10 protein-coding genes are annotated in these 13,367 nt (G+C 32.8%); 3 read left to right on the top strand and 7 right to left on the bottom strand.

The features are described from left to right. Positions 1 to 57: 57 nt before the first annotated feature. The 5 genes from H6553_01915 to H6553_01895 all read right to left on the bottom strand — a co-directional run bounded on the left by H6553_01915 (position 58) and on the right by H6553_01895 (position 5,664). Positions 58 to 1,668: an IS1634 family transposase gene (locus H6553_01915; GenBank protein MCB9032571.1), complete on the bottom strand. Its 1,611-nt coding sequence runs from the start codon at positions 1,666 to 1,668 to the stop codon at positions 58 to 60. A 312-nt stretch (positions 1,669 to 1,980) separates the two neighbouring features. Next, a complete protein-coding gene (locus H6553_01910; GenBank protein ID MCB9032570.1) occupies positions 1,981 to 2,193 on the bottom strand; it encodes a hypothetical protein in 213 nt (70 codons plus the stop codon). A 52-nt stretch (positions 2,194 to 2,245) separates the two neighbouring features. Further along, positions 2,246 to 3,391: an acyl-CoA dehydrogenase family protein gene (locus H6553_01905; protein ID MCB9032569.1), complete on the bottom strand. Its 1,146-nt coding sequence runs from the start codon at positions 3,389 to 3,391 to the stop codon at positions 2,246 to 2,248. A 17-nt stretch (positions 3,392 to 3,408) separates the two neighbouring features. Beyond that, positions 3,409 to 4,125, bottom strand: coding sequence for a helix-hairpin-helix domain-containing protein (locus H6553_01900; GenBank protein ID MCB9032568.1), 717 nt, complete (start codon positions 4,123 to 4,125; stop codon positions 3,409 to 3,411). 63 nt (positions 4,126 to 4,188) lie between these two features. After that, on the bottom strand, positions 4,189 to 5,664 hold the full coding sequence (locus H6553_01895) for an OmpA family protein (GenBank protein MCB9032567.1): 1,476 nt from the start codon (positions 5,662 to 5,664) through the stop codon (positions 4,189 to 4,191). Positions 5,665 to 5,991: 327 nt separating this feature from the next. Here H6553_01895 and H6553_01890 point away from each other — a divergent pair, with 327 nt between their 5' ends. Continuing rightward, positions 5,992 to 6,579, top strand: a complete 588-nt coding sequence (locus H6553_01890; protein MCB9032566.1) for a MarC family protein — start codon at positions 5,992 to 5,994, stop codon at positions 6,577 to 6,579. A gap of 55 nt (positions 6,580 to 6,634) precedes the next feature. Then, a complete protein-coding gene (locus H6553_01885) occupies positions 6,635 to 9,697 on the top strand; it encodes a hypothetical protein (GenBank protein MCB9032565.1) in 3,063 nt (1,020 codons plus the stop codon). Here H6553_01885 and meaB read toward each other — a convergent pair. Together meaB and H6553_01875 are read right to left on the bottom strand one after the other, a co-directional pair. Further along, entirely contained in the window at positions 9,694 to 10,677 is a 984-nt protein-coding gene (gene meaB, locus H6553_01880; protein ID MCB9032564.1) for a methylmalonyl Co-A mutase-associated GTPase MeaB, read from the bottom strand. The two genes, H6553_01885 and meaB, sit on opposite strands and share 4 nt — an antisense overlap. Further along, positions 10,670 to 11,869 carry an amidohydrolase gene (locus tag H6553_01875; protein MCB9032563.1) on the bottom strand — a complete coding sequence of 400 codons (1,200 nt, stop codon included), beginning with the start codon at positions 11,867 to 11,869 and terminating at the stop codon, positions 10,670 to 10,672. The genes meaB and H6553_01875 overlap by 8 nt, the downstream gene beginning before the upstream one ends. An 82-nt stretch (positions 11,870 to 11,951) precedes the next feature. On the opposite strand from H6553_01875, the gene lpdA reads away from it, so the two are divergent. Beyond that, positions 11,952 to 13,343 carry a dihydrolipoyl dehydrogenase gene (gene lpdA, locus H6553_01870; protein MCB9032562.1) on the top strand — a complete coding sequence of 464 codons (1,392 nt, stop codon included), beginning with the start codon at positions 11,952 to 11,954 and terminating at the stop codon, positions 13,341 to 13,343. The last annotated feature ends 24 nt before the right edge of the window (positions 13,344 to 13,367 follow it).

Below are 13,367 nucleotides of genomic sequence, written 5' to 3'. Positions count from 1 at the left end.
TTAATTAATTGATTATCAACAATAGTGTTATTGGATTGGCTCACTACAAATTGGATTTTATAGTGTTAGTTTGTCTTTTGGAATGATGGGTTGTAATGGCATTAAACCTATTGCTCTTTGAAGTGCAATTTCGTTTTCTGTTGGTCTTGAACGTACATAGATTTGCTCTTTATTGTGTTGTAACAAGCTTACTTGCATTTTATTTAGCGTAGTTCTTAGCGTATTCTCTGTGAGTTTTAGTCCGCTTTTATTGGTTCTTTGTAGTGTGTAGTTTAATAGTGTATAAGCGATATAGCATAAACAAATATGTCCTTTAATTCGTTTGTCTGTCCAATGAAACATGGGTCTTATTTCTAAGTGTGCTTTAAAGGTTCTAAAGGTGTGTTCTATTTTATAAAGTTGTTTGTATTGTTCTAATACTTGTGTTGCTGTAAGGGTTTTGTTGTTGGTGCTAATAGCCAAAATGCCATCGTACTTTGCATCGTTTATTAGTTTTTGTTCATTCAGTTCATAGCTGCCTTTTGGGTTTTGTTGTATATAAAACCTACTTGCTTTTTTGGTAATTAGAGCTGTATTTTTTAATAGTATTTTAGCTGTAGCTTCTTTGTCTTCTCTATCTTGTTTGTCTTTTTTTGCTCGTTTTTGGCTGTGTGTTACGATGATTGTTTTACCATCGTGTTCTACGGTTTTATATGTAATTACAATGGCTTCGCCAGTTGTATCATGGTATATCCATTGTTTGGTAAAAGAAGCTAAATCGGTAAGCTCGGTTTGTAATGTTTTAGGTAAACTTTTGATGCGTTCGCCAAGTATAAATTCGTAGCCATTGTTTTTGGTAATTTCGATGTTATGTTTCGATAACATACCTCTATCTGCTACCATAATTATTTTTTCTATTTGATATTGTTTTTTTAAATCGATTAATGCTTTTTCAAAAGTATGTCCTTCGTAGGTATTGCCTTCAAAAATTTGATAACCAATCGGATTTTTATCAGTATCTATGAGCATACAAAACAAGATTTGTGTGTTTCCTATTTTGCCATCTTTACTAAATCCTTTTTGCCTAAGTTTGCCTTGTTGTTCTACTTCACTTTCAAAATACAAAGTGGTTACATCATAAAATACAACATCCAATTTTTGATTAAATAAATCTCTGCCTGTTTGGAAAATTTGTTGTTGAATGAGCGATTGATTGTCGGCTAATTTATCTAAAGTTCGATACAAGTGATGTAGCGAAACAGTAGGCAAATTAAGATATTCCGACTGATGTAGATAATTTTGATGTTTACTACACGGATCTTGTAATCGCTCTAAAAGCATCAACAAAACAGCATCCGAAAAATTAAATTGTAGTTTGTTTTTTGAGGCTATTCTGCGAAACACATCTTGCAAACCATAATGCTGTAATACTTTTTGGTAGAGGTATTGATAGCCATAATTGTATCTGCCTAATTCTAACAAATCGCCAGTTAGCAATGCCTTTACTTCGCCACCACCTAACTCAAATAATTGGATACCGATGGCTCGCAATTGGGCTGGTTTATAATCTTCTACTTTGCCAAGTGTGTGTAATATTTTGTGCTTTGATTTGCCCTCATCATTTCGATAGCTTTCTAAGATACGCAAATACGTGCCTGATGATTTTTTCTCTATCCGCAAAAATGACATACTGCAAAAATAGAGCGGATAAACTAATTATAAAAGCAACCAAAAAAAAATCGGCTCACTACAAATTTGAAAAAATAAAAACAAAACTCAATAAAATAAGGCGTTCTCAGTCATATTTTATGAAAAGGTGTCAAACTCGAGAGGCACACCAGAACAAGTGAGTACTAATAAAAAAAGCATCACAGGAAAATTTTTACTAGAAGAATTGTGATTTTTTTGTAGTAGTAAGAGTTATAGTAGTAATTCTCTCCATCAAAGTCACTTGGAAAGGACTCTGATGAGCACTCATATATGATAAAATATTCTTTTTGCTCAGAGTTCTCTTCGAGTAACTCTGAGTGGAACAGTGCTTTCTTTCCATTCCTCTCTATCAGAGTCACTTGTAAAAGGACTCTGATGAACACTCATATATGATAATATTCTTTTTGCGCAGAGTTCTCTTCGAGTAACTCTGAGTGGAACGGTGCTTTCTTTCCATTTCTCTCCATCAGAGTCACTTGTAAAAGGACTCTGATGAACACTCATGAAATTAGAACAAGTGCAAATGAGTAATGACTCAATGAAAAATAACTAGAAACTAATTGCCTTTTAAAATAGCTCTACTAATTACTAATTTCTGTATTTCAGAAGTACCTTCGCCAATAGTACACAACTTCGAATCTCTATAAAACTTTTCTACAGGAAAATCTTTAATATAGCCATATCCGCCAAAAATTTGTACCGCATCTGTAGCTACTCTAACAGCCACTTCTGATGCATAATATTTAGCATAAGCAGATTCTTTATTTATATTTTCGCCTCGCATAAACATATCGGCTGCTTGGAAAGTAAGTAATTTAGCAGCTTCTATCTGTGTAGCCATATCTGCCAACTTAAAAGCAATAGCTTGAAAATCGGCAATTGGTTTACCAAACTGCTCTCTTTCTTTTGCATATTTCACTGCTGCTTCATAAGCTCCAGTAGCAATACCCAAACTTAACGATGCTATAGAAATTCTACCACCATCTAAAATTTTCATGGCTTGTATAAAACCATCGCCAACATTTCCTAATACATTTTCTTCTGGTACTCTACAATCTTCAAAAATCATTTCAGCAGTTTCAGAGCAACGCATACCTAATTTGTTTTCTTTTTTGCCTCCTTTAAAACCAGCAGTACCTCTTTCTACAACAAAAGCAGTCATGCCTCTACTGTCTAATAACTCACCTGTTCGTGCAATAACAACTGCTACATTTCCAGAAATTCCATGCGTAATAAAATTCTTAGTACCATTAATTATCCATTCATTACCTTCTTTTCTAGCTACACATTTCATTCTTCCAGCATCAGAACCTGTATTTGGCTCTGTCAATCCCCACGCACCAATCCACTCTCCAGTTGCTAACTTAGGAATCCATTTTTGTTTTTGAGTTTCATTTCCAAACTTATAAATATGATTAGTACACAACGAATTATGAGCGGCAACAGATAAAGTAAGCGCTCCATCTACTTTGCCTAATTCTATAAGTGCTGTAATATATTCAAAATACCCAAAACCAAAACCACCTAAAGTTTCTGGAATTAAAATTCCCATTAATCCTAAGTGTCCTAATTCTTTTAAAGTTTCAATAGGAAAATACTGTTCTTCGTCCCACTGTAAGACATTCGGTCTAATGTGTTTTTCAGCAAAATCTCTTATTGTTTGCTGTATTAAAATTTGGTTTTCTGTTTGCTTAAAGTCCATGCTGCAAAGATAGCAGATTATTCATTAACTTTTAAATATGGTTTTAGTTTTTCAAATAAATCATCATCCATTGCATATAAGACTTTTGCATCATCTATACTGGTATACATCTTCACTTTTGTTCTGTAGTTAACAAACTGATAGGCTAACTTTGAGTTGATGTATGGATGTGCTTTAAAATCTTCTACTGTTGCTGTGCATATATTTATTTTTTTGACATTATTTATATCAGAAATTAAAAGATTTGGCATTAAACTTTGAAACAATGTATCTGAAATACCATATACTTCTTTTATTTGATTGATGGAATAAAAACCACCTAACTTTTCTCTAAACTTTACAATTCGTGCAGCATAAGTTTCACCTATTCCATATAGTGCTTTAAACTGTTCTTCATTGGCTTTATTAATATCTACTTTAATAGATTTAGCTTTGCTATAGTTCTTTTTATAATTAGAATTATTGTTATTATATCTATATGTAGAATAGTTTTTTGTTTGATAGTTTTTATTTATTGAATTAGAATATTTATTAGCATAGTATTCTTTATCTGCAGATTCTATCTCAGCAATTAATTGAGTATATTTTTTATTTGACTTTAATTCAGTATTATTTGATTTATTTAATATTAATCTAAGTGTTTTAGCTTTAAATAAGATTAAAATACCAATTAATATTGTAAGCAACAATATTGCATTTCTCTCATACTTTAAATATGGTGTAAATTGTTTCACAATATAAATATAATAAAAAAAGCCACCTTTTCAGGTGGCTTTAACTATTTTCTTAGATAAATATTAGTTACCTATTTTTTTCTCAATAGTTTGATTAACATTTCTAATTACGATTTCAACTCTTCTGTTACACCATAATCCTTCTTCAGTATCTTCAGCACATTTTGGTTGTTCTTCACCAAAACCTCTAGATGTTAATCTGTCTTTGCTAACACCAAGTTTAACCAATTGGTTAACTACTTCTTGAGCTCTATTTTTAGACAATGTTTTATTGTAGCTAGCAGCACCTCTAGTATCTGTATGTCCATCAATATAGAAAGAAGAACCTGATAATTTACTATTCATTACTTTAGCTGCATTTTCTATAATACTCATAGACTCAGAAGTTAGAGTAGATGAATTAGTATTAAATCTGATGTTTTTAAAATCAGCATTTAAACTCATAATAACATCATCAATTGGACAACCATCGTTAGAAGCTGGACCATATTTATCTGGACATTTATCATCAGAATTTTTAATACCATCTTTATCTCTATCATCATCAGGACAACCTAAAGACTCAATTGGACCAGGAACTGTAGGACATTTATCTTTAGCATCTACAACACCATCACCATCAGAATCTGGATTAGGACATCCACCAAATCTTGCTTCACCTTTTACATTAGGACAAGCATCTTTATAATCAGGAACGCCATCGCCATCGCTATCTGGACATCCGTTAAACTCAGCAACACCAGGAACTTCAGGACATTCGTCTTCGCTATCTTGAATACCATCACCGTCGCTATCTGGACAACCATTAAATTGCTCCAAACCAGCAACTGTAGGACATGCATCATCTAAGTCTGCAATACCATCACCATCAGTATCAACTAATACTACTGGCTCTTCAACTTTTGGCTCTTCAACTTCATCTCCTTTACCTAAGTCAACCATTAAACCAGCACCAAAAAAGATGTGATCTTCGTTATTTTTAATTCCAAAGTTATAACCACCATAAGTGTTTAATGCTACATTATTAGCTATTTTCCAGTTAATACCAGCACCAATTGGAATTCCAAATCCATTTAAATTTTGTTTAGTAATATTTTCTTCTGCCCAAGATCCTTGCAGTTTAGCAAAAATGTAAGGTGCAAAAGCACAGTTTTCTTTTAAAATATAACCATTGTTAAATTTATATGCAGCCGTTCCTGCATATAAAAGGTTATATTGGTTTGGAGCATAAGATGAAGTAGCATCAGTTTTTGTAGAAAAAGCATAAGACGCTAAGTCTAATCCTAGTGCTATTGATGAATTAAAATTTCTCCAAAAACCAATTCTTGGTCCAAAAGCAACTGGAGATTTAAAAGTCTGCAGTTTTTTATAATAAGGCGAATAAAAGTCTGCTACTTCCATTCCAAAACCTAATGACCACTTGCTGTTTCCAACAGCACTTTTGTTGTTTCTTACTGCATCTCCTTCTAACTTCTTTGCAAAAGTCATTTCTGCTAAGAAAACAGTAAGTGCTAACAATAATACAATTCCTTTTTTCATAAATATCAAATTAATTTAAATCGTTTAAATAGTATACCACGCAAAGGTAAGTAGTTTTTTTTTATTTTTTAATAAAAGTTAAAAATAGTTTCAAAATATGTTGAAAAGTTACTAATATCGCACTACAAAATCTTTAACCCAAATTACGCATTAGACTTTGTCATGAGAGAAAATTATACAAAATATTTACAAAGCACGGAATTTTTTTCACGGAAATGTAGTTTTAGCTACATTGAGTATAAAAAAATGAGTACTGAAGTAAATATAAAGTAGAATTTTTTCGGAATAAATTTCTAATGCGTAATTTGGGTTTAATATCATAAAGATATGGGAAATTTTAGCGAAATTGTAACAATATCATTAGTCCTCTTTGCCATAATTGATATTCTTGGCTCTGTACCTGTCATCCTTGATCTTAAAAAAAGCGTTGGTCATGTTGATGCTCAATTTGCTACGCTCATTTCTGGTGCCATAATGATTATTTTCTTGTTTACTGGAGATTTATTATTAAAACTTGTAGGTATTGACATTAATTCATTTTCCATTGCTGGTGCAATTGTTATTTTTCTAATAGGACTAGAAATGACACTTAATCGCAATATTTTTAAACCAGGAGCAAGTAGTCCAAAAAGCAGTTCTGTTGTACCAATTGCATTCCCTATGATTGCTGGAGCAGGAACATTAACTACTTTACTATCACTAAAGGCACAATACAATACTATAAACATTTTAATTGCTGTGTTTATTAATTTGGTTATAATTTTTTTAGTTATTAAATTTATACCGAAGATTGAGCGAATTTTAGGTGATACTGGAATTAGTATTCTAAGGAAAGTTTTTGGAATAATACTTTTGTCTATTGCTATTAAAATTTTCTCAAGTAATATTTATTTGATATCTAACAGTATAAAATAATTTTAACAGAATAAAAAGTTTAAGAATGAAGAACAATTACCTGCAATTAATTTGCATGATTTTAATTTTTGCATTAAAATCTGCAACAGCCCAAACAACAAACACTATCAACTACCAAACCATTTTGAGAGATGCTAGTGGAAACCCAAAATCTAATCTCACTGTAAAGTTTAGGTTTACTATAACAGAAAATAGCAATGCGATTTTCACTGAAGAACAATCGCTAACCTCTAATGCATTTGGTTTAATTACTACAAAAATTGGCACTCAAAATTCAAGCGACTGGTCTACTATAAACTGGTCAAATGGCAATGAGAAAAATCTTTTATTAGAAGTTGACGAAACTAATACAGGAAGTAGTTATGTTAGTTTGTCAAATACAACACTAGTAAGTGTACCTTATAGTTTACATGCTAACAAAGCAAGTTCTATTGAAAATTTCCCTATTGATTTATCTAGTTTACCTACTAGTGGACAGGTTTTGAAATGGGATGGTACTAACTGGACACCTAGCACTGATTTACAATCTGCTGGTGGTGCTACTTATTCTGCTGGTACTGGTATTGCTATTTCGGCTGGTAATGTTATTTCTAATACTGGCGACACGAATGCTAGTGACGATATTACTACTTCGTCTACTGCTGGTGGTGACATTACTGGTACTTTCTCAAACTTACAAATTGGTGCGAATGCTATTGGTACTAATGAGATTGCTAATGGTAGTATTACTGCTGCCGATATTGCGAGTGGTGTAATTCCTACTGCTCTTCCTCCTAGTGGTTCTGCTGGTGGCGATTTAACTGGTACTTATCCTAATCCAACTATTGCAGCTAATGCTATTGGTTCTAGTGAAATAACTGATGGTAGTATTACTGCTGCCGATATTGCAAGTGGTGTAATTCCTACTGCTCTTCCTCCTAGTGGTTCTGCTGGTGGTGATTTGACTGGCACTTATCCTAATCCAACTATTGCAGCTAATGCTATTGGTTCTAGTGAAATAACTGATGGTAGTATTACTGCTGCTGATATTGCTAGTGGTGTAATTCCTACTGCTCTTCCTCCTAGTGGTTCTGCTGGTGGTGATTTAACTGGTACTTACCCTAATCCAAATGTGGTAAAAATTCAAGGAAATGCTGTTAGTGCTACTGCTCCTACTAGTGGACAGGTTTTAAAATGGGATGGTACTAACTGGATCCCTAGCACTGATTTACAATCTACTGGTGGTGCTACTTATTCTGCTGGTACTGGTATTGCTATTTCTGCTGGTAATGTTATTTCTAATACTGGCGACACGAATGCTAGTGATGATATTACTACTTCGTCTACTGCTGGTGGTGACATTAGTGGTACTTTCTCAAACTTACAAATTGGTGCGAATACTATTGGTACTAATGAAATTACTAATGGTAGCATTACTGCTGCTGATATTGCGAGTGGTGTAATTCCTACTGCTCTTCCTCCTAGTGGTTCTGCTGGTGGTGATTTAACTGGTACTTATCCTAATCCAAATGTAGTTAAGTTACAAGGGAATGCTGTTAGTGCTACAGCTCCTACTAATGGACAGGTTTTAAAATGGGATGGTACTAATTGGACGCCTAGTACGGATTTACAATCTGCTGGTGGTGCTACTTATTCTGCTGGTACTGGTATTTCCATTTCTGCTGGTAATGTTATTTCTAATACAGGCGACACGAATGCTAGTGACGATATTACTACTTCGTCTACGGCTGGTGGTGACATTAGTGGAACTTTCTCTAACTTACAAATTGGTGCTAATACTATTGGTACTAATGAGATTGCTAATGGTAGTATTACTGCCGCCGATATTGCGAGTGGTGTAATTCCTACCTCACTTCCTCCTAGTGGTACTGCTGGTGGTGATTTAACTGGTACCTATCCTAATCCAACTATTGCAGCTAATGCTATTGGTTCTAGTGAAATAACTGATGGTAGTATTACTGCTGCTGATATTGCGAGTGGCGTAATTCCTACTTCACTTCCTCCTAGTGGTTCTGCTGGTGGTGATTTGAATGGCACTTACCCTAATCCAAATGTGGTAAAAATTCAAGGAAATGCTGTTAGTGCTACTGCTCCTACTAGTGGACAAGTTTTAAAATGGAATGGTTCTAGCTGGACACCTAGCACTGATGCTGGTACAACATATACTGCAGGCACAGGTATTTCAATCTCTGGAACAACTATCTCTAATACAGGTGATGTCAGTTCAACTAATGAAATTCAATCTTTATCTATCTCTGGAACTTCTTTAAGTATTTCTGGAGGGAATAGTGTAACACTACCAACGGGTACTACATATATTGCTGGTACTGGAATTTCTATTTCTGGTTCTACTATTACTAATACTGGTGACACGAATGCTAGTGATGACATTACTACTTCGTCTACTGCTGGTGGTGACATTAGTGGTACTTTCTCAAACTTACAAATTGGTGCGAATACTATTGGTACTAATGAAATTACGAATGGTAGCATTACTGCTGCTGATATTGCTAGTGGTGTAATTCCTACTGCTCTTCCTCCTAATGGTTCTGCTGGTGGTGATTTGACTGGTACTTATCCGAATCCAACTTTAACTACAACTGGAGTTACTGCTGGAACTTATGGAAGTGCTACTGCAATTCCAATAATAACTGTTGATGCAAAAGGTAGAGTTACTAATGTTGATTCTGTAATTCTAACTAGTAGTGGTGCTGTTGGCGTAAGCTGTGGTGCTGAGATGACAAGTAATCAAACATTTGCAAATAATACATTGAGTACTGTTAATTTTAATTCTGAAGTTTGGGATGATGGTAGTGCTTTTAATACTACCAATAAAAGTTTTACTGCACCAACTAGTGGTGTATATAGTTTTGATGTTTCTATAAACTGGGAAGCACTGTATGGTAAAGTTACACTTCAAGCAAAAGTTGGTTCTACAGTAAAAAGAACAAGTATTGATAATGTTCCATATCTTCAAGCATTTACACAGAAAATGAGTTTCGTATTAAAATTAAATGCTGGAGATGTTGTTACTTTTGAAGCAAAACAAGAATCGCCTAGTAGTAAAAATATTATTGCAGGAAGTGGTTCTTACTTAAATGCAAGTAAAGTATATTAATCTATAATATCAATCTGTAATTCATCTATTATTTGATTGATACTATATAAATTAAACTCCGAAATATTGCTCTGAAAATTATTTACAATAGAGCGGTATTTCGGATTTTTTATAAATAATTCTAAAAGCTTTTGTTTGAGTTTATCTTCAAGCCAAAGCTTTTTTTGTTGATGTTTATTATACTCTAATTTATCATTTTTTATAAGATAATTAAAATATAAATCAATACTATCTATAACTGAATTGATATTATTATTAGTTAGTGCATCTGTTTGTAGTATAGGTATATTCCAAAAATCGTACTTTGGTTGTAATAAATGTAATGCTTGTTTTAGTTGATTGCTTGTTGTCTTAATTTGTAATTTATCCGAATTATCTATTTTATTAATAATTACAGCATCTACAATTTCCATAATACCTCGTTTAATGCCTTGCAATTCATCGCCAGTGTTACTAACAATAATCATCAACACCATATCAACTAAGTTTTGAATGTCGGTTTCTGATTGACCTACACCTACACTTTCTACAAAAATGTAATCAAAACCAAAAATATCGCATAGCAGAATTGTTTCGTAAGAAGTACTTTTTAAACCACCTAAAAAATTTTGCGATGCAGAACTTCTTATATAAGCATTATCATCGTTTACTAAATCGACCATTCTTGTTTTATCTGCTAGAATACTTCCTTTGTTTTTAAAACTTGAAGGATCAACAGTTAATACTGCAATACTATTTTGTTGTGCTAATAAAGTCTTTCCTAATGCATTGATAAACGAACTTTTTCCTACACCAGGAATTCCTGTAATACCAACAACTTTTGCTTTTCTTTCTTGTTGTAAACAAAAATCTATAATTTCTTCTGCAATAAGAATATCTGTTGCTAAGTTACTCTCTAATAGTGTTATCGTTTGACTTAAAATAACTTTGTCTTTTTTTAAAATGCCATCTATATAATATGTAGATAATTTATTATTCAATATGATATAATTGTTTCATAGTAATATACGCCATTAATCCAGCACCTAATGACAAACAACTTTCATCTACATCAAAGGTTGGTGTATGAATTCCTGAAGTAATTCCTTTTACTTCATTTCTGGTTCCCAATCTATAAAAACAGGCAGGTACTTGTTGAGAATAAAACGCAAAATCTTCTGCTGTCATTCTAACTGGAAGCTCTTCAACATTTTCTTCACCTAAATATTCAATAGCACTTTGATTAGCCAATTCAGTCAAATCATCATCATTTTTTAAGAAAGGATAACCGTCTTGAATATCAATTTCTACAACCAAACCAAAACTTTGAACTATTGCTTCCGTAATTTCAACAATTCTTTCTTTGGCTTTAGCTCTCCAAGCTTCATCAAAAGTTCTTAGTGTTCCTTCTAGTTTTACTTCAGACGGAATAATGTTTGTAGCACCTTCTGCAATAAATTTTCCAATAGTTAAAACCGTAGGCATGGTTGGATTATTATTTCTACTAACTATTTGTTGCAAACTAACTACCAATTGCGAAGCACATAAAACAGTATCTGCTGTAAGTTGTGGCATTGCACCATGACCACCTTCACCTTTTATAGTAATATAAATTTCATCACAAGATGCCATAGCAATTCCTTTTCTAAAAGCTACTTTTCCAACTTCTAACTGTGGATACACATGCTGTCCGACTATATTTTCTACTGTTGGATTTTCTAAAACACCTGCTTTAATTAGTATAGAAGCTCCTCCAGGCAATTTTTCTTCTGCTGGTTGAAAAATACATTTTACAGTTCCTTCAAAATCGTTTTTCAGTTGATGCAAAATATCAATAGCACCTAACAAACATGTTGTATGTACATCATGACCACAAGCATGCATTACGCCTTTATTTACAGAACAATAATCAACTTCATTTTCTTCTACAATAGGCAAGGCATCAATATCTGCTCTTAAAGCAATCGTTTTTTTTGTTGGATTTTTTCCTTCAATCAACACAACAATACCATTGCCACCAATATTATTTTGATACGATACGCCAATTTTATCTAACTGCTCTGTTAAATATTTTGCAGTATTCGTTTCTTCAAACGACAACTCAGGATGTTGATGTAAATATCGTCTAATATCAACTAATTCTGCTTGTTTTTGATTCGCTAAGTCTTGTATTTTATTTTTGATGGCAAACATTTTATTGGTTACGCTTGTTTTAAATTTTAAAGGTTAAATTTACTAAACCAATTGGAAAAATAAATTTAAATAGTGTTTTATTATGGATAAATATGATTTAATTGTACTTGGTGCTGGACCTGGTGGTTATGTTGCAGCGATTAGAGCAGCTCAGCTTGGATTGAAAACAGCAATTGTTGAAAAAGAAAATTTAGGTGGTGTTTGTTTAAATTGGGGTTGTATTCCTACAAAAGCATTATTAAAATCGGCTCAAGTGTATGATTATATTCATCATGCTGAAAGCTATGGATTTAATGCAGTCGATATTGCTATTAACTTTCCAGAGATCATCAATAGAAGCAGAAGTGTTGCCAACAAAATGAGTAAAGGAATAGAGTATTTAATGAAAAAAAATAAAATAGATACTTATAATGCATATGGCAAATTATTACCTGGAACTAAGATTGAAATTACTGCTGATGATGGTACTATTGATATTCTTTCTGCTAAAAATATCATCATAGCAACTGGAAGCAAAGCTAAAGAAATTCCATCGCTACCTATTAATCAAAAAAATATTATTAATTACAGAAAAGCAATGACACTAGAAACATTGCCTAAAACTATGGTTGTAGTTGGAGCTGGTGCTATTGGTGTAGAATTTGCTTATTTCTATCAAACATTGGGAACTACTGTAACACTAGTAGAGTTTTTCGATCAAATTTTACCAAATGAAGATGCTGAAGTAAGTACTGCATTACAGAAAAAATTTACGAAACACGGCATGCAAGTTTTAACTTCTTCAAAAGTATTATCTTCTAATATTATTGATGGAAAAGTAGAATTACAAGTTAACACACCTAAAGGCAATGAAGTTATTGTAGCAGATATTGTATTGTCTGCTATTGGCATAGATTATAATATTGATAATATTGGATTGGAAATGTGTGGTATTGAAACAGAATATCGCAAAATAAAAACCAATGCTTTTTATCAAACCAATATTGATAATATATATGCTATTGGAGATATTGTTAAAGGACCAGCTTTAGCTCATGTTGCAAGTGCGGAAGGAATTGTAGCAGCAGAACACATCGCTAATAAAAATCCACAGGCAATTAATTACAATAATATTCCAAGTTGTACTTATTGTTCTCCTGAAGTTGCCAGCGTTGGCTATACTGAAAAACAATGTAAAGAAAAAGGTATAGATTATACTATTGGCAAGTTTCCTTATACAGCTAGTGGAAAAGCACAAGCCAGCGGAAAACCAGATGGTTTTGTCAAAGTTATCGTAGATAAAAAATACGATGAAATTTTAGGCGTTCATATTATTGGCGATAATGCTACTGAAATGATAGCAGAAATAGTAGTTGCTCGAAACTTAGAAGCTACAGGAAAGTCAATATTGCACAGTATTCATCCACATCCAACTATGAGTGAAGCCATTATGGAAGCATTTGCAGATGCTTATAAAGAAGCTATTCACATATAATTTTTTTATTATTAATAATTAATA

The sequence above is a fragment of the Chitinophagales bacterium genome (genome assembly GCA_020636535.1).
Classification (GTDB): domain Bacteria; phylum Bacteroidota; class Bacteroidia; order Chitinophagales; family JADIYW01; genus JADJSS01.
Note: the sequence above shows the minus strand (reverse complement) of the source record. Positions and strands in the feature narration are given on the sequence as shown.

Bases quoted from the DNA above. Each gene is read 5' to 3' on its own strand.
- H6553_01875 (MCB9032563.1), bottom strand. From the start codon at position 11,869: ATGTTTGCCATCAAAAATAAAATACAAGACTTAGCGAATCAAAAACAA.
- lpdA (MCB9032562.1), top strand. From the start codon at position 11,952: ATGGATAAATATGATTTAATTGTACTTGGTGCTGGACCTGGTGGTTAT.
- H6553_01885 (MCB9032565.1), top strand. From the start codon at position 6,635: ATGATTTTAATTTTTGCATTAAAATCTGCAACAGCCCAAACAACAAAC.
- H6553_01910 (MCB9032570.1), bottom strand. From the start codon at position 2,193: ATGAGTGTTCATCAGAGTCCTTTTACAAGTGACTCTGATGGAGAGAAA.
- H6553_01915 (MCB9032571.1), bottom strand. From the start codon at position 1,668: ATGTCATTTTTGCGGATAGAGAAAAAATCATCAGGCACGTATTTGCGT.
- H6553_01895 (MCB9032567.1), bottom strand. From the start codon at position 5,664: ATGAAAAAAGGAATTGTATTATTGTTAGCACTTACTGTTTTCTTAGCA.
- H6553_01905 (MCB9032569.1), bottom strand. From the start codon at position 3,391: ATGGACTTTAAGCAAACAGAAAACCAAATTTTAATACAGCAAACAATA.
- H6553_01890 (MCB9032566.1), top strand. From the start codon at position 5,992: ATGGGAAATTTTAGCGAAATTGTAACAATATCATTAGTCCTCTTTGCC.